This window comes from Herbaspirillum sp. GW103 (assembly GCF_000261365.1).
GTDB lineage: Bacteria > Pseudomonadota > Gammaproteobacteria > Burkholderiales > Burkholderiaceae_D > Herbaspirillum.
The window spans coordinates 512,625-528,046 of the sequence record NZ_AJVC01000003.1 but is presented as its reverse complement, the minus strand read 5'-3'; the positions used below and the strand labels follow the sequence as shown (position 1 = coordinate 528,046).

General features: G+C 61.7%; 15 protein-coding genes and 2 tRNA genes. 6 read left to right on the top strand and 11 right to left on the bottom strand.

Annotated elements, in window-relative coordinates:
• Positions 1-8: 8 nt before the first annotated feature.
• On the bottom strand, positions 9-1,631 hold the full coding sequence (locus GWL_RS05920) for a TolC family protein (protein ID WP_369770087.1): 1,623 nt from the start codon (positions 1,629-1,631) through the stop codon (positions 9-11).
• Between the two features lie 444 nt (positions 1,632-2,075).
• On the opposite strand from GWL_RS05920, the gene htpG reads away from it, so the two are divergent.
• Complete coding sequence (htpG, locus tag GWL_RS05915) at positions 2,076-3,986, top strand: molecular chaperone HtpG (RefSeq protein WP_008327700.1); 1,911 nt, start codon at positions 2,076-2,078, stop codon at positions 3,984-3,986.
• Positions 3,987-4,272: 286 nt separating this feature from the next.
• On the opposite strand, the gene GWL_RS05910 is transcribed toward htpG, so the two are convergent.
• The 3 genes from GWL_RS05910 to GWL_RS05900 form a co-directional block, all read right to left on the bottom strand.
• The gene (locus GWL_RS05910; RefSeq protein ID WP_008327699.1) at positions 4,273-4,725 is read right to left on the bottom strand and encodes a glycine zipper 2TM domain-containing protein; all 453 of its coding nucleotides are present in this window, start codon (positions 4,723-4,725) and stop codon (positions 4,273-4,275) included.
• A 166-nt stretch (positions 4,726-4,891) separates the two neighbouring features.
• Positions 4,892-5,344: a DUF962 domain-containing protein gene (locus tag GWL_RS05905; protein WP_008327698.1), complete on the bottom strand. Its 453-nt coding sequence runs from the start codon at positions 5,342-5,344 to the stop codon at positions 4,892-4,894.
• Positions 5,345-5,376: 32 nt separating this feature from the next.
• Positions 5,377-6,126 (bottom strand): SDR family oxidoreductase, encoded by a 750-nt coding sequence (locus tag GWL_RS05900; RefSeq protein ID WP_008327697.1) that lies wholly within the window; start codon positions 6,124-6,126, stop codon positions 5,377-5,379.
• 238 nt (positions 6,127-6,364) lie between these two features.
• Here GWL_RS05900 and GWL_RS05895 point away from each other — a divergent pair, with 238 nt between their 5' ends.
• A complete protein-coding gene (locus GWL_RS05895; RefSeq protein WP_008327696.1) occupies positions 6,365-6,847 on the top strand; it encodes a DNA-deoxyinosine glycosylase in 483 nt (160 codons plus the stop codon).
• Positions 6,848-6,927: 80 nt separating this feature from the next.
• Here GWL_RS05895 and GWL_RS23615 read toward each other — a convergent pair whose 3' ends face one another.
• A complete protein-coding gene (locus tag GWL_RS23615) occupies positions 6,928-7,068 on the bottom strand; it encodes a hypothetical protein (protein ID WP_008327695.1) in 141 nt (46 codons plus the stop codon).
• Between the two features lie 198 nt (positions 7,069-7,266).
• Here GWL_RS23615 and GWL_RS05890 point away from each other — a divergent pair, with 198 nt between their 5' ends.
• From GWL_RS05890 to GWL_RS05880, 3 genes are all read left to right on the top strand, one after another.
• Complete coding sequence (locus GWL_RS05890; protein WP_008327694.1) at positions 7,267-8,091, top strand: spermidine synthase; 825 nt, start codon at positions 7,267-7,269, stop codon at positions 8,089-8,091.
• Positions 8,092-8,236: 145 nt separating this feature from the next.
• Positions 8,237-8,312 (top strand) — tRNA-Lys (locus GWL_RS05885).
• 71 nt (positions 8,313-8,383) lie between these two features.
• Positions 8,384-8,459 (top strand) — tRNA-Lys (locus GWL_RS05880).
• A 127-nt stretch (positions 8,460-8,586) separates the two neighbouring features.
• Here the strand turns inward: GWL_RS05880 and GWL_RS05875 are convergent.
• Positions 8,587-9,066 carry a helix-turn-helix domain-containing protein gene (locus GWL_RS05875; RefSeq protein ID WP_237713525.1) on the bottom strand — a complete coding sequence of 160 codons (480 nt, stop codon included), beginning with the start codon at positions 9,064-9,066 and terminating at the stop codon, positions 8,587-8,589.
• A gap of 80 nt (positions 9,067-9,146) precedes the next feature.
• Here GWL_RS05875 and GWL_RS05870 point away from each other — a divergent pair, with 80 nt between their 5' ends.
• Entirely contained in the window at positions 9,147-9,341 is a 195-nt protein-coding gene (locus GWL_RS05870; protein WP_034350158.1) for a hypothetical protein, read from the top strand.
• A 57-nt stretch (positions 9,342-9,398) separates the two neighbouring features.
• Here GWL_RS05870 and GWL_RS05865 read toward each other — a convergent pair whose 3' ends face one another.
• The 5 genes from GWL_RS05865 to GWL_RS05845 all read right to left on the bottom strand — a co-directional run bounded on the left by GWL_RS05865 (position 9,399) and on the right by GWL_RS05845 (position 15,356).
• The gene (locus GWL_RS05865) at positions 9,399-10,205 is read right to left on the bottom strand and encodes an alpha/beta fold hydrolase (RefSeq protein WP_008327692.1); all 807 of its coding nucleotides are present in this window, start codon (positions 10,203-10,205) and stop codon (positions 9,399-9,401) included.
• Between the two features lie 234 nt (positions 10,206-10,439).
• The gene (locus tag GWL_RS05860; RefSeq protein ID WP_008327689.1) at positions 10,440-11,168 is read right to left on the bottom strand and encodes an ABC transporter ATP-binding protein; all 729 of its coding nucleotides are present in this window, start codon (positions 11,166-11,168) and stop codon (positions 10,440-10,442) included.
• 2 nt (positions 11,169-11,170) lie between these two features.
• Positions 11,171-13,138 carry an ATP-binding cassette domain-containing protein gene (locus GWL_RS05855; protein WP_008327688.1) on the bottom strand — a complete coding sequence of 656 codons (1,968 nt, stop codon included), beginning with the start codon at positions 13,136-13,138 and terminating at the stop codon, positions 11,171-11,173.
• A gap of 4 nt (positions 13,139-13,142) precedes the next feature.
• Positions 13,143-14,033, bottom strand: coding sequence for a branched-chain amino acid ABC transporter permease (locus GWL_RS05850; protein ID WP_008327687.1), 891 nt, complete (start codon positions 14,031-14,033; stop codon positions 13,143-13,145).
• 171 nt (positions 14,034-14,204) lie between these two features.
• The gene (locus tag GWL_RS05845; protein WP_008327686.1) at positions 14,205-15,356 is read right to left on the bottom strand and encodes an ABC transporter substrate-binding protein; all 1,152 of its coding nucleotides are present in this window, start codon (positions 15,354-15,356) and stop codon (positions 14,205-14,207) included.
• Positions 15,357-15,422: the final 66 nt, after the last annotated feature.

Sequence of the window (15,422 nt, the reverse complement as noted above, 5' to 3'; positions counted from 1 at the left end):
CCCCCGTCCTATTTGGCTGCCCGCGCGGGCAGAGTTTCCAGCGCCGATGCGCGACCGGTGTTGCGCAGGATCTGGTAGCTGATATCGGCCTGCTGGAACAACAGGTTGGCAAAATCCATGCGCGCCTGGTAGGCCTGCTGGTAGGCGTCCAGCACGTCCAGCAATTGCTTGCTGCCGGTGGAGAGCTGCTCCAGGAAGACGTCGGCCACGTTGGCGTTGGTGAGATAGGCCTGGCGCGAGATCTCCATGCGCTTTCGCACCGCGCCCAGGGTGCGGTAGTTGATCTCGATCTGCTCACGCAATTTGCGTTCCAGGTCGAGCGCGGTATTGCTCTTTTCCACGTACTTGGCGCCGGCCTGCTTGCTGTAATACAGGTCGGACCCGCCATTGAGCAGGTTCATGGTCACCACCATCATCAGGCGACGATCGGTGGTCAGCTGCAGGCTGTTGTCGGTGGTGTCGATGGCGCCACCGGCACCCCGGGTCTTGGTCTGGGTCCATTCCAGCGCCAGCGTGGGCGAGAACCTGGCGCGCGCCGACTTCAGTTCCTGATTGGCGGCATCGACATCACGCCGCGCCGCGCGCACGCCGGGGTTGGTGTCGTAGACATCCTGCAGGGCCAGCTTGGAGGTGTCGGGCACGACCGGCATCATGTGGTCCGGCACCTCGATCTGCTCGATCTTGCGGCCGGTGATCTGGTTCAGCGTCACCATGGCGCTTTCCAGCGCGCCTTCGGCCTCGGCCACGGCCGACTGGGCCGTGAGCGAGCGCCCGCGCACCCGTTCAAAATCGATGCGGCTGGCGCCGCCGCCCTGGAGGCGCTTGTTCATGTAGTCCAGCAAGGCGGCCATACGTTGCGCATAACTGCGCGAGAACGACAGCGTGGCATAGGCGCGCATGACGTCGTAATACGCCTTGATGGCGTTGTAATACAGGGTCTCGCGGGCATCGTCGCGGCGCAGGTCGGCGGCATCGGCCAGCGCGCTGCTCTTGCGGTAGTCGTAATACGAACCGGGTGCGAAGATGGGCTGGCGACCGATCACGGTCACGTCCCAGCGCTTGTTATAGGAGGCGCGCTGGATCAGGCCGGTATTGGGATCGATCACCGAGGACGGCGAGGAATATTCATTGCCCTTCTGCGCCCGCACATCCAGAGTCGGCCCCAACTGGCCGGCCGTGGCCTTGGAAGCATAGCGCGCCTGGTCGGCCTGGGCCGCCGTGGCGGCGTAGCTGTAGCTGTTGTTGAGGGCAAGGTCCAGCACGCTGCGCAGACTCAGGTCCGGTACGGTCTCGCCTTCGGTGACGATGCTGATCTGCGGCAGGGCGATCCGGTTGCCGGCAAAGTCCGGATCGGACTGGCGCAGCAACAGCAGGATTTCATCCTGCGGCGAGCCCGGCGGGGTGTCGGCCGGCAAACCCGGCAGGCGGTAATCGGCGGCGGACGGCCCGGCAGGATCGGCACCCAGACGGATCTGGGGCGGCGTATCGAGCTTGTTGTCGGCCGTGGACGGTGTGGCCTGCATGGCTGTGGCGGCGGCCAGCGGCGGCTTGTCCGCCGCCAGCAGCGCATGATGCGCGGCCAAGCCAAGTGAAACGCCCAGTATGAAACGCTTGCTTTTAAGAACTCTCATCAACACGATCAGCCGGTATCCCACCGGCCTCCCCTACCCAACCCGCATCCCAGGAAAGAATCGGCAGCCCTCGCCGCGATTCCCGTCATCAAGCCGGGGAACTCCTGTTCTTTTTCTTGTGAAGCACCGGCCTGCACATCCGTTCGATCAGCCTGATCGAATTTGTTACTATTTTGTTAAAACAATTCTATCACCGGCGAATTGCAGCTCAATTACAAAAAGACGGGAAAAATCGTTTAATTTCAATTGACTTGATAAAAGTTAACTTGCGCAATTATGGTCAGCTTGTTGCCGTCATGCCATCGGGAAATGCCGGAGAGGCAACAAAGAGAACAAAAACAACAAAAATGCGGTTGAAAAACCACAAGTCTCTCCCTATATCCTGCCCACAGACGATTAGCTCTGCCTATTTCACTCATCCATTTCTTCAATAAGGACAACCACATGGCAACCGAAAAACAGACCATGGGCTTCCAGGCCGAAGTCAAGCAACTGCTGCAATTGATGATCCACTCGCTGTATTCGAACAAGGAAATCTTCCTGCGCGAGCTGGTCTCCAATGCCTCGGATGCGGCTGACAAGCTGCGCTTTGAGGCCATCAACAATGGCAGCCTGTTCGAGGACGATCCGGAACTGAAGATCAAGATCAGCTTCGACAAGGCGGCGCGCACCATCACCATCTCCGACAACGGCATCGGCATGAACCGTGACGAGGCCATCTCGCACCTGGGCACCATCGCCAAGTCGGGCACCAAGGAATTCTTCTCGCGCCTGTCGGGCGACCAGCAGAAGGACGCCGCCCTGATCGGCCAGTTTGGCGTGGGCTTCTATTCGGGCTTCATCATCGCCGATCGCATCACGGTCGAGACGCGCCGTGCCGGCACGCCCGCTTCCGAAGGCGTGCGCTGGGAATCCGAAGGTGCGGGCGACTTCAGCATCGAGCAGATCGACAAGCCGGGTCGCGGGACCGACATCATCCTGCACCTGCGTGAGGGCGAAGATGAATTCCTTTCCGCATGGCAACTGAAGTCCATCATCCGCAAGTATTCCGACCACATCTCCCTGCCCATCCTGATGCACAAGGAAGAATGGGATGAGGAAAAGAAGGAAACCGTGCAGAAGGACGAGCTGGAAACGGTCAACCAGGCCAGCGCCCTGTGGACCCGCAGCAAGTCGGACATCACGCCCGAGCAGTATGAAGAGTTCTACAAGCACGTCTCGCACGACTTCGGCGCGCCGCTGGCCTACACCCACAACCGCGTGGAAGGCCGCAGCGAATACACCCAGCTGCTCTACATCCCGGCGCGCGCCCCCTTCGACCTGTGGGACCGCAACAAGCGCGGCGGCATCAAGCTGTATGTCAAGCGCGTGTTCATCATGGATGATGCCGAGCAGCTGATGCCGGTGTATCTGCGCTTCGTCAAGGGCGTGATCGATTCGGCCGATCTGCCGCTGAACGTCTCGCGCGAGATCCTGCAGGAGTCACGCGACGTGCGCGCCATCCGCGACGGTTCGGCCAAGCGCGTACTGAGCCTGCTGGAAGAACTGGCCAACAGCGAAGAGCAGGCGCAGAAGGACAAGTACACCACCTTCTGGACCGAGTTCGGCCAGGTGTTGAAGGAAGGCATCGGCGAGGATGCGGCCAACAAGGAACGCATCGCCAAGCTGCTGCGCTTTGCTTCCACCCACAACGACAGCGAGGTGCAGAATGTGTCGCTGGCCGATTACGTGGGCCGCATGAAGGAAGGACAGGACAAGATCTACTACGTCACCGCTGAGACGTTCCAGGCCGCCAAGAACAGCCCGCACCTGGAAATCTTCCGCAAGAAGGGCGTGGAAGTGCTGCTGCTGACCGATCGCGTGGACGAGTGGATGCTGTCCTTCCTGACCGAGTTCGAGGGCAAGGAACTGGCGTCGGTGGCCAAGGGTGGCCTGGACCTGGGCAAGCTGGAAAACGAAGACGAGAAGAAGCAGCACGAAGAAACGCAAGCCGAGTACAAGGATCTGGTCGAGAAGATGAAGACCGCCCTGGGCGACAAGGCCAAGGAGGTACGCGTGACCTTCCGCCTGACCGACTCCCCGGCTTGCCTGGTGGCCGACGAGAACGAGCTCTCGGGCAATCTGGTGCGCATGTTGAAGGCGGCCGGCCAGGCTGCGCCGGAGTCCAAGCCGACCCTGGAAATCAACCCGGACCACCCGCTGGTGCAACGCCTGAAGTACGAAGAGGCGCGCTTCGACGACTGGTCGCACATCCTGTACGACCAGGCCCTGCTGGCCGAAGGCGGTGCGCTGGCCGACCCGGCCAGCTTCGTCAAGCGCCTGAACGACATGCTGCTGGCCATGGCCGCGAAGTAAGTCTGTTCATCTGTTGCCGCATGCCCGCCGCCCTCGCTGGCCTGGCGGGCAGGAACGCCGCCTGGGGGACTATCCGGGCGGCGTTTTCTTTCATATCGGCGTTTAGCCACCCGGTTGGCGGCAGGTGGGTGCCCAAGGCAGGCAAGACGGCCCAGGGAGACCGGACGGCGGACTCCTCATCGCAGCAAGAACCTGCTGATCATTGGGCACGGAACTGAATGAATGGGCGAAATCGGCGAAAAAAAAGCAGGACCGCAGTCCTGCTTCTTCATACGCTTCGCAACGATCAGTGCGTCACGCGGGTAGTACGCCCGTTGGACAGCAGGCGAACACGCTCGCCGACGCGGAAAGGTTCATCTGCATCCTGGGTGATGGCGCGCAGTTCGCCGTTGTCCAGGCGCACGGTAATTTCCAGGCCCGGACGGTTGTTCAGGTGGGCTTCGGCCTGGTTGCCCAGGACGCCACCGGCCAGCGCACCGACGATGCCGGCCGCCAGCGCGCCGTTGCCGCCGCCGATGTTGGAGCCGGCAGCGATGCCACCCAGCGCGGCGCCACCGAGGGTGCCGATGCCGCTTGAACCCTTGTCGATGGTGACGTTGCGGATCGACTCGACCACGCCCATGCGCACGGTCTGCTCGCCCTGGGCCTGGCGGGTGTTGTAGACGCTGGCCGAGTTGGGTGTCACTGCGCAGCCGGCTACCAGGGAGCCCAAGGCTGCGATCAAAATCAATTTCTTCATACTGAAAACTCCGACTGAGAACTGTTTGGCCCGTCTCCGGGCGGCGGGGGAATTCGGGCGTCCGCGCGAACGCAACATGATCGCGCATCCGGCGCGGATGCACACATTCCTTTACATCTTAATACAAAGATGTCCCGCGCCGACAATCTGTCCTCTGTGGCGCGCCTCAATACGTGATGTGCCAGCGGCGGTACAGGAAGGCCAGCACGAACAAGGGCCCAATCAGCAAAAACCGCAGGTCCTCGAAGAAGGATGGCTTCTTGCCCTCGATGCGGTGGCCGATGAACTGGCCGATCCAGGCCAGCACGAAGACCGTCGCCGACACCGGCAGCACGGCCCCCAGCGGCAATCGCGCCAGCACCACCAGCATCACCGCCGACATGGCCAGCATGCCCACGGCAAAGGGCGGCGACAGGCGCAGGTAGTAGGCCAGCGCAGCGGCGGCCACCACTAGGGCCACGGCGGGCGACACGATCCAGCACAGGCCGAGCAGCGAAAATACGATGACCGGCACACAGATGCAGTGGATCAGTTCATTCATCGGATGGCGATGGCTCTCGGCATAGCGGGCCAGCAGCACATCGATGCGGCGCGGGGAGACGGTGCTGGTGCTGTCCATGGGAGCTCCTCGTTCAATGAGCGGGCGTAGCTTCAGCGGCCGCCGGAGACGTCAATGAAGGTGCCGGTGGCATAGGAAGACTCTTCCGACAGCAGCCACAGGATGGCGTTGGCCACTTCCTCGGCGGTGCCGCCGCGCTTCATGGGGACGGCATCCTTGAGCCGGTCGACACGGCCCGCTTCGCCACCACTGGCGTGGATGTCGGTATAGATCAGGCCGGGACGCACGGCGTTCACGCGAATGCCCTCGGCAGCCACTTCCTTGGCCAGGCCGATGGTGAAGGCATCGATGGCGCCCTTGGAGGCGGCATAGTCGACGTATTCCCCCGGACCACCCAACTTGGCCGCCATCGACGAGAGGTTGACGATGGCCCCGCCCTGCCCGCCGTGACGGGTGGACATGCGCTTGACCGCCTCGCGCGCGCACAGCAGGCTGCCGGTGACATTGGCCACCAGCACGCGGGTGATGCGTTCGGCGCTCATGGCGTCCAGGCGGGACTGGTGCTCCAGGATGCCGGCATTGTTGACCAGGGCGGTGACGCGGCCCAGCTCCTGGTCTGTGGTGGTGAACAGGCGCAGCACGTCCTCCTCTTTGGAGACATCGCCCGCGACGGTGATGGCGCGGCCGCCGCCGGCGCGGATCTGCCCGGCCACCGATTCGGCAGCCTCACGGTTGGAGACGTAGTTGACGCAGACCGCGTAGCCACGTTGAGCTGCCAGCAGCGCGGTGGCCGCGCCGATGCCACGGCTGCCGCCGGTGACGATGATGACTTTATCTGTCATGTTCAGTTTCCCTTGAATGAATGGCCCGGCGCCTGACGCCAAGGCAGCTTACGCTAAGATGTGAATTCTTGTGCATTTTGCCGCAAGCCTGACGCCTCTGCAGCCGCGCCATTGTGCACGCACTGCGATGCGGGTAGCGCTTGCTGAAATTCTTTTCATCCCAGCCGTTTCCATGCCTGCTCGCCCTTCCTCCGCCGCTGATGCTGACCACGATGCAGATACATCTGCAACTGATCCCTTGCTGGCCAGCTTTGCGCCGGTGGTGGCACCCGATACGCGCATCCTGATCCTGGGCAGCCTGCCGGGAGCGGCTTCGCTGGCGATCCGGCAGTATTACGGGCATCCGCGCAATGCGTTCTGGCGGCTGGTCGGCGAAGTGATCGGGGTCGACCTTTACGCAATGGACTATGCCGCCAGGCTGGCCAGCTTGCTGCAGCATCGCATCGGCTTGTGGGATGTGATCGCCCAGGCCAGGCGCATCGGCAGTCTGGACAGCGAAATCAGGGATCACAGCGGCAATGACTTGCTGACGCTGATCGCCAGGCTGCCGGCACTGGAAACCATCGCCTTCAATGGTGGGACCGCCGGCAAGATCGGGATCAAGGCGCTGGGCGCCAAGGCACAGGACTATCGGGTGGTGGTGCTGCCGTCGAGCAGTCCGGCGCATGCGGCGTTGGGGTATGAAGACAAGCGGGCGCGCTGGCGGGCTGCATTGCGCTGATCGTCAGTGGCTTCGCATACCGGCATCCCGCCGGGTGATCAAGGTCACATCGGCATCTTCGACAACAAGCATTCTTTAAATCACTTCCTGAGGAACAGGTAGTCATAAAACTCCCCCGAAAACCCGCCATTGAAGATCAAATACTGCAACGCCTTCGCGAAAAACACGATGGCGCAGAAGACGATGGCCAGCTTCAGGCAGAGGATGAGGTTCTTGAACATGGTCGAAGTGTAATGGAGGCCGAGCAGACTGAGCAGTATCGATGCGCAAAATGGAGGCAAAAACTGCCTGGATCACTTTTCCCGGCCGCCGGATGGCCATGCGCTGGATGATGGCCGTCTCGGACAAGTCGCCAAGGCAAGGTATCATTCGGCATCCGCAGGCGGCCTCCCCGGCTGCCGCGCCGTTTCATTCATATCATGCTCATCCGAAGAAAATCCATCGAAGCCCAGGCCAACACCAAGGCTGGCCCCAATCGTCGCCGCCAACAGCTGGAAGCTGACGCCAGCAAACCGCGCAAACCCAAATATGCCCCCGTGACGCTGTCCGAACTGGAAGGCGTACGCTACCTGCATTTCGGGACCGAGTGGGTGCAGGGTGCGATGCGCATCCGCAAACCCGATTGGATCGAACTGGAATACGCCCAGCAGATGATGGCGTGGATGCTCTTCAACCGCGCACCGCGCCACATCGTGCAGCTCGGCCTGGGCACGGGTGCACTGACCAAGTTCAGCTACCGTCAATTCCCGCAGGCACAGGTGACGGCCGTGGAGCTGAACCCGGCCGTCATTGCGATCTGTCACAGCATGTTCAAATTGCCGGAGCCGGACGAGCGCCTGATGATCATCGAAAGCGATGCCATGGACTTCATCGTCCACGCTGCCAGCCACGGGATCATCGACGCCCTGCAGGTCGATCTCTATGACGCCACCGCGCGCGGACCGGTGCTCGACAGCGCCGAGTTCTACCAGGCCTGCCATGACAGCCTGGCACCGGGCGGGGTGATGACGGTCAACCTCTTTGGCGATCATCCCAGCTACGCCAAGAACCTGCGGGCCATGGAATATGCTTTCGATACCGTGGTCTCGCTGCCCGAAGTCCATGACGGCAACGTCGTGGCACTGGCCTTCAAGGGCGCGGTGACATTCGATTTCCCCGAACTGTATGCGCGTGCGGCACTCATCGAGAGCCAGACCAGGTTGCCGGCCAAATCCTGGGTCAACGGGATCAAGGCCGGCTTCTAGGGCGAAAAATGCGGCGCGGCGTGGTGTCGATGCGCAAGAGATAAAATATTTTCATCTTTTTCGAGAAAAGACTTGCGCCACCCCGACCTCCCTCCTATAATGCGCTCTCTCTTGCAGCACTGAAGCAACAAGGAAGTGCAGCAACGGGGCGTTAGCTCAGCTGGTAGAGCAGCGGACTCTTAATCCGTAGGTCCACAGTTCGAATCTGTGACGCCCCACCAAAATTTCAAAGGCCTCTTGCACCGAGGCCTTTTTCACTTCCCGGTCGACCTGATGGTTTCAGGCGCACCACGGGGCGTTAGCTCAGCTGGTAGAGCAGCGGACTCTTAATCCGTAGGTCCACAGTTCGAATCTGTGACGCCCCACCAACAACAAAAAGCACCACGAGCAATCGTGGTGCTTTTTTTGTTTCTGTGGACTGGTTGAATGTGGACCGCGGCCCCTCGCGATCACCGTTGCGACGACAATCTTGCCCCCTCCCTGCTGCTGAACGTCTTATTTATCGCCAGGCCACTGCCGCATGCGCCCGGTATGGTCAGCAGACCCTGCCTCCGGCGAATCAGCCCCCTCCACCACCGGCTGTGCGACGGTCACCTTGCGTTGTCGTCCGGGCCGGATACGTCGGGTCTCGGTCGCCGTCGGGAAATCGCGCTTCTTCTTCCCCTTCGACATCTTCGACAGCCCCGACAAGAGCTGAACCAACGCACTGCGGGTGGTGGCATCCACCGCGCGGTAACAGGACAGCAATTCACTCTCTTCGGCACTGGGCGTGGCGCCACGCACACCGGTCAGCACATAGGTGATATCGACGCCGATCTCCCCCAGGCCATGCAGATAGTAGGCGTCCGGTGCGGTTTCACCGATCTCGTACTTGATCTGCGTACGCGCCGTGATCTCGAGCTGGTCGGCTACCGATTTCTGGGTATGACCGCAGCGGCCGCGCTCTTGTGCAAGACGATCACCAAGTATTGTCAAAAATTCAGTTTTATTCGATGACATATGAAAAGGACCTCTCCTAGAATATTGCTTTCAGTCCAACAGCGAGGAGACATCTTATGGCACCCAAGCAACAAAACGAACGCAAGCCCGCAAAAGGGGCGACGCGTCTGGTGAATTTTCGATTAAATGAGGCGGAATTCGAGGAAGCTGACCTCTTGGCACGACAAACCTACCGTTCCCGCGCACTGTTTGTCCGCACGATGTATTTGTTGGGACTGCAGGCATATCGTCGGCAGCATCCGCTCGACTGAGGGCGCGCGCACTACAACTAGCGGCAACGTGAAGAATAAAGGGGGTTGCTCACGGGTTCAGTGCAGGCCGTGCAGCAGCAGGAATTCTTTCACCGCCCGCAGCACCTGATCCGTCTGCTCGCGGTGCGGGACATGACCACACTGCGCCAGCACCTGATACCGCCCCTGCCCCGGGAACGCCGATGGCAGGCTTGCCATCATGCGCGGATGCGCCAGACTTCCAAACTCATCCAGATCGCCATGCAGCGCCAGTAACGGACATGCCAGCCGCGCCAGCATCGGCGCCAGCGACCAGTCGGCAAAGTCCGCCGAGAGCCAGGTGTCAGTCCACGCCGAAAGCACCCAGCGCGCCTGCTGCAGGTCGTTGCCATGATATTTCGCCAGGCGCGCCAGTTGCGCCGGGTCGGCAAAGCTGGCGCGCGCGTCCTCGATGCCCTGCCGGGTCCGATCCTCAACGAAGGCTTGCGCCGATTCGGTGATGACGGCCACCACCCGCCGCGGCCACTGCGCCGCAGCCGACACCGCCATGCCACCCCCCACGCTGTGGCCGAACAAGATGACCTCGTCCACGCCAAAATGGCGCAACACGGCCGCTAGCGACGTGTGCGCTTCAGCAGCAATGAAGTCCAGGGTGAGAGCATCGCTGCGCGCCGTGGACCGGCCGAAACCCGGACGGTCGTAGGCGATCACGGGGTGGCCCGTGTACGCCGCCAGGCGGGCCGGGAAGTCCCGCCACAAGGCGACCGCGCCCAGCGAATCGTGCAACAGCACGATGGGTACGCGCCCGGCCAGCGGCCCGCCCCACAGGCTGGCAAACAAGACCGCGCCCGGCATCTCGACAGTCGTCTGCTCCCCTGCGGACATGCTTGCTCCTCTGACTGCACAGTTTGTACAGCTTGTCTTTCTGCCGGACCGCCCTGTCTGAGAAGGTTCGATGACCAGCACCAATAAAAAGGCGCACCGGGGGGTGCGCCTGAATCAGCCTTCAAGGGGGTATGGCTCCCCCTCAATATACCGGACACGCTATCAGCTTGCGCGACGTGCGAGCCCAAGTATTACGCCAGGCGCATGGCTGATGCTGCCGACAACCGCAGCCGGTCAGTGATGCGCGCCGCCGCCCAGATAGGCGGCCTTGACCGCCGGGTCGTTCTGCAGCTTGTCGGCGGGTCCGTGAACGGAGATCTTGCCATTCTCCAACACATAGCCGTAGTCCGCAACATTGAGTGCGGCCGCCGCGAACTGTTCCACCAGCAGCATGGTCACGCCCTGCTCCTTGAGCCGCGAAATGATGCGAAACACCTCGTCCACCAGGATCGGTGCCAGCCCCATCGAGGGCTCGTCCAGCAGGATGACCTCCGGATTCAACATCACAGCGCGTGCCATGGCCAGCATCTGCTGCTCGCCGCCAGAGAGCGTGCCGGCCAGTTGGGTCTGCCTTTCCTTCAGGCGCGGGAACAGCTCCAGCGCCCGCTCGAGGTCATGCGCGATATCGCCCTTGGGACGCGCGCGCGTGAAGCGCGGGAAGGCGCCCAGCAGCAGGTTGTCGGTCACGCTCATGGTGGCGAAGACGCGCCGGCCCTCCGGCGAGTGCGCCAGCCCGTAGCGGGCAATGCGGTGCGAATCCAGCCCGGTGATGTTCTTGCCGCCGAGCGTGACTTCCCCGCCCTTCGGTTTGATCATGCCGGAGATGGCGCGCATGGTCGTGGTCTTGCCGGCGCCGTTGGAACCGATCAGGGTGACTACCTTGCCCTTGGGGACGTCCATCGAGATGCCATGCAGCACCTCGACCTTGCCGTAAGCGGCGTGCAAATTGGAAATGGTCAGCATGTTCAGGCTCCCGCGGGGCTGGATGTGTTGTCGTGGGCATCGCCTGCGCCACTGCCGAGGTAGGCTTCGATGACCTTGGGGTCGGCCTGGACCTGGGCCGGCTTGCCTTCGGCGATCTTCTGGCCAAAGTCAAGCACGGTGACGGTATCGCAGATCGACATGACCACGTCCATGTGGTGTTCGATCAGGATGATGGTGATGCCGGCTTCGCGGATCTTGCGGATGATGGCGACGAGCTCCTTGATGTCCGGTGCGGTCAAGCCTGCGGCCGGTTCATCCAGCAGCAGCAGGCTGGGGTTCAGGCCCAGTGCGCGGCCGATCTCCAGCAGGCGCTGCTTGCCGTAAGGCAGGTTGCGCGCCTCTTCATTGGCCAGGTTGGCCAGCCCCACGAACTCCAGGATGGCAGCAGCCCGTTCGCGTGCGGCCTGTTCTTCACGGGCGTAGCGCGGGGTGTTGACCATGACGTCAACGACGTTGCTGTTGAAGGTGTGATGCAGACCCACCAGAACGTTTTCGGTCGCAGTCATTTCACCGAAGAGTTGCACGTTCTGGAAAGTCCGTGCCACGCCACCCAGGGCGATGGCCGAGGGCGCACTGCCGGAAATCGGGCGGCCATCGTATTCCACCACACCATCGGTGGGACGATAGATGCCGGTCAAGACGTTCATCATGGTGCTCTTGCCGGAACCGTTGGGACCGATCAAGCCGTGCACACTCCCCTTGCGCACATCCAGATCCACGCGGTTCAAGGCTTTGAGGCCACCGAACTGCATCAGGATCTGGTTCACCTTCAGCAGCGTGGCGCCTGCTTCCTCCACCGAGTCGGTGGTGATGACGGCACGCTCCTTGTCACCGGCGAGCTGCTGCGCCACGGGCATGTGCTTGCTCCACATGCGACCGAAGAGGTTGCGCACGAAGCCAACGATGCCATCCTGCAGGTAATACACCACGAACAGCGTCATCAGACCGAAGATGGTCAGACGCCAGTCGGTGATGTTTTCCAGCTTGTACGAGAAGGCCGCCATGGCGATGGTCGCCACCACCGGCACGGCCACGCCGCGAACGGTGGCGGTCTTTTTCGACAGTTGCACGGCCGCACCGCCCACCACGATCACGGCCAGCGCGGTGGCGATCTGACGGAACAGGGCAATGTCGGACAGCAGGCTGGGCAGCATCACCACGATCATCGCGCCGATCAGCGAGCCGATACGCGACTTGCGCCCGCCCATGATCACCGCCAGCAGGAACAGGATCGTCAGCTCGAAGTTGTAGGTATTGGGCGAGATGTACTCTTCCGAATACGCATACAGGGCGCCTGACAGACCGGCCAGCGCGGCGCTGATGATGAAGGCATACACCTTGTAGCGATACACCGACACGCCCATGCAGTCCGAGGCGATGGGACTGTCGCGCAGCGCCTGGAAGGCGCGGCCCAGGTTGGACTTGAGGATGCGATGCACCACCAGCATGGAGATCACCATCAGGATCGCCACCAGATAGAAGAACTGCACTTCATCCATCTTCTCGCCGCCCAGCATGGGCTTGTGCAGCTTGATGCCCATCGGACCTTCGGTGAGGAAGGTCATCTCGTTGATCAGGATCTGGATGATGGTGCCGAAGGCCAGTGTCACCATGGCCAGGTAAGGACCGGTCACACGCAGTGCAGGCAGCGCCAGGATGGCACCGAACACGGCGGTCACGGCAATGGCCGCCGGCACGGTCACGAAGATCGGCATGCCCAGCTTGAAGAACAGCACGCCGGCCGCATAGGAGCCGATACCGAAGAGGCCCGCATGACCCAGCGAGACCTGGCCGGTATAACCGACCACGATGTCCAGCCCGAACAGCAGGATGGCGTAGATGAGGATGGTTTCGATCAGGTGCAGGTAATACGGATTGTGCACCACCATGGGAATGCCGCCCAACGCGACAATGCCCAGCAAGGACAGCAGCAGGATTTTCTTGTTCATGGCATCAGACCTTCTTGATCGCAGTTTTGCCGAACAGGCCTGCAGGTTTCACCGCCAGGACCAGCAGCAGCAGCAGCAGTCCCGGGACTTCCTTGTAGCCGGTGGAGATGTAGAAGCCGGTCAAGGTCTCGGCCACGCCCAGAATCAGGCCACCGACAATGGCGCCCATGCCCGAGGTCAGGCCACCGATGATGGCGACCGCAAAGGCCTTCAGGCCCAGTGCCGCGCCCATGGTGGCACCCGTCAGCGTCAGCGGAGCCACCAGTACGCCGGCGAAGGCGGCAGTGGCGGAAGACAGGGCATATGAAAAAGTGATCACCATGCTGGTATTGATGCCCATCAGCCCGGCCGCATCGCGGTCATTGGAGGTGGCCACCACGGCCTTGCCGTAGATCGACTTGCGGTTGAACAATTCGACCGCCGCCATCATCAGCAGGGCGCCGATCACCACCAGCACCTGCATGGGCTGCACGTTGGCGCCCAGGACCTGGAAAGGCTTGTCGGAAATCGGTGACGGGAACGGCAGATCGTCCTTGCCCCAGATGTTTTCGGCGACATTCTTGAAGATGATGGCCAGCGCGATGGTGGACATGATCCAGCCGAATTCGGACTTGATCTTGATGGCCGGCCGCACGCCGATCCATTCGACGAACATGCCCTGCAGGGCACCGAATACCAGCACGACGGGGATCATCAGCCAGTAGTTGAGATAAGGCCCGCCGTGAATGTTGCCAACCACGGAGAGTCCGACCAGCGCGCCCAGCATCAGGGCTTCACCCTGGCCGAAGTTGAGCGTGCCGGACGTGGCAAAGGTCAATTGGTAACCGAAGGCGATCACGGCGTAAATCATGCCGAGCGCGATCCCGGAGAAGACCAGTTGTAAGAGGATGTCCATTGTGATTTCCAAGAAGCGGCTACCGCCGGGTGGCGGCGTAGAGCTGCAACGACCCTGCGGCAGCCGTGACCGGCACCGTTAAAAGATCGTCAACAGATCGTGTAAAAAAGGCCAGCCCCCGGATCGCAAGGACTGGCCTCTTCGACTACTGTGCGTGAAGCGAGTCGATTCTTATTTGCCGAGGATGACGCGGCCGTTCTTGACCTCGCCCATCACGACCATGGAAGGCTTGATGGCTTCGTGATCGGTGTGGGTGAACGGCTTGTCATAGGTGGTGACCACGCCTTCGACCTTGGTGTTGAGGTTTTCCAGCGCAGCGCGGACCTTGTCGCCATCGGTGCTGCCAGCCTGCTTGATGGCAGCGGCCAGCAGCAGGACGGAGTCGTAGCCTTGGGCAGCCGAGACGGCCGAGGGCATGCGGTCAACCTTGTAGGCCTTCTGGTAGGCCTCGATGAAGGCCTTGCGCTTGGGGGTGCTGCCGTCCTGGATGAAGGTCTGCGGCATGCGGGCGCCATTGCCGTTCTTGCCGGAGTTGTCGATGAAGTTGCCCATCGACAGCGGCCAGCTGCCGATGATGGGCACGTGCCAGTTCAGCTTTTCCATGCCGTTGGCGATCTGAGCCAGTTCCGGGCCGATGCCGTAGGTCAGCACGGCCTGAGCACCACCTTGCTTGGACTTGAGCAGCTGAGCCGTCATGTCCACGTCCTTGATGTTGTACTTCTCCACGGCCACCGGAGTGATCTTCTTTTCGGCGAGCACCTTTTCCAGGTCTTCGCGACCGAGCTGGCCGTAGTTGGTGGAGTCGGCCAGGATGGCAACCTTGGTGAACTTCTGCTTGTCGACCGCTTCGTCAGCGATCATCTTGGCCTGGATCTTGTCAGCGGCCGAGGTGCGGAAGATGTAGTTGTCCTTATCCTTCTCGAACTGCTTGGTAATCACGGTGCCGGTGGCCACGTTGTTGATCACCGGAATCTTGGCTTCCTGGTAGAAGCGCTGCGAGGCCAGGGCCACGCCGGTGTTGATGAAGCCGACGGTGGCGACCACCTTTTCCTTGTTGATCAGTTCCTGTGCGATCTGCACGCCGCGTTCGTTCTTGGCTTCGTCATCGCGCTCGACCAGCTGGATCTGGCGCCCCAGCAGGCCGCCTGCAGCGTTGATCTCGGCCACGGCCAGCTTGACGCCGTCACGCATGGACACGCCCATCGGGGCAGAGCCGCCGGTATAGGGGCCGGAAACGCCGATCTTGATCGGATCGGCCGCCTGCGAAGTCAGGGCCAGGCTCATCAGGGCCGCGGCAACAAAGGTTTGGGTCTTGTAGCTCATGTCATCCTCCAGAATGTAATTGTTGGCTAGCACGCAAGCGAGCGTAGCGCTTTTGAAAATCGCTCC

Excerpts from the sequence above, each read along its gene's own strand:
- GWL_RS05920 (WP_369770087.1), bottom strand. The coding sequence starts at position 1,631 with ATGAGAGTTCTTAAAAGCAAGCGTTTCATACTGGGCGTTTCACTTGGC.
- htpG (WP_008327700.1), top strand. The coding sequence starts at position 2,076 with ATGGCAACCGAAAAACAGACCATGGGCTTCCAGGCCGAAGTCAAGCAA.
- GWL_RS05910 (WP_008327699.1), bottom strand. The coding sequence starts at position 4,725 with ATGAAGAAATTGATTTTGATCGCAGCCTTGGGCTCCCTGGTAGCCGGC.
- GWL_RS05905 (WP_008327698.1), bottom strand. The coding sequence starts at position 5,344 with ATGGACAGCACCAGCACCGTCTCCCCGCGCCGCATCGATGTGCTGCTG.
- GWL_RS05900 (WP_008327697.1), bottom strand. The coding sequence starts at position 6,126 with ATGACAGATAAAGTCATCATCGTCACCGGCGGCAGCCGTGGCATCGGC.
- GWL_RS23615 (WP_008327695.1), bottom strand. The coding sequence starts at position 7,068 with ATGTTCAAGAACCTCATCCTCTGCCTGAAGCTGGCCATCGTCTTCTGC.
- GWL_RS05890 (WP_008327694.1), top strand. The coding sequence starts at position 7,267 with ATGCTCATCCGAAGAAAATCCATCGAAGCCCAGGCCAACACCAAGGCT.
- GWL_RS05870 (WP_034350158.1), top strand. The coding sequence starts at position 9,147 with ATGGCACCCAAGCAACAAAACGAACGCAAGCCCGCAAAAGGGGCGACG.
- GWL_RS05865 (WP_008327692.1), bottom strand. The coding sequence starts at position 10,205 with ATGTCCGCAGGGGAGCAGACGACTGTCGAGATGCCGGGCGCGGTCTTG.
- GWL_RS05860 (WP_008327689.1), bottom strand. The coding sequence starts at position 11,168 with ATGCTGACCATTTCCAATTTGCACGCCGCTTACGGCAAGGTCGAGGTG.
- GWL_RS05855 (WP_008327688.1), bottom strand. The coding sequence starts at position 13,138 with ATGAACAAGAAAATCCTGCTGCTGTCCTTGCTGGGCATTGTCGCGTTG.
- GWL_RS05850 (WP_008327687.1), bottom strand. The coding sequence starts at position 14,033 with ATGGACATCCTCTTACAACTGGTCTTCTCCGGGATCGCGCTCGGCATG.
- GWL_RS05845 (WP_008327686.1), bottom strand. The coding sequence starts at position 15,356 with ATGAGCTACAAGACCCAAACCTTTGTTGCCGCGGCCCTGATGAGCCTG.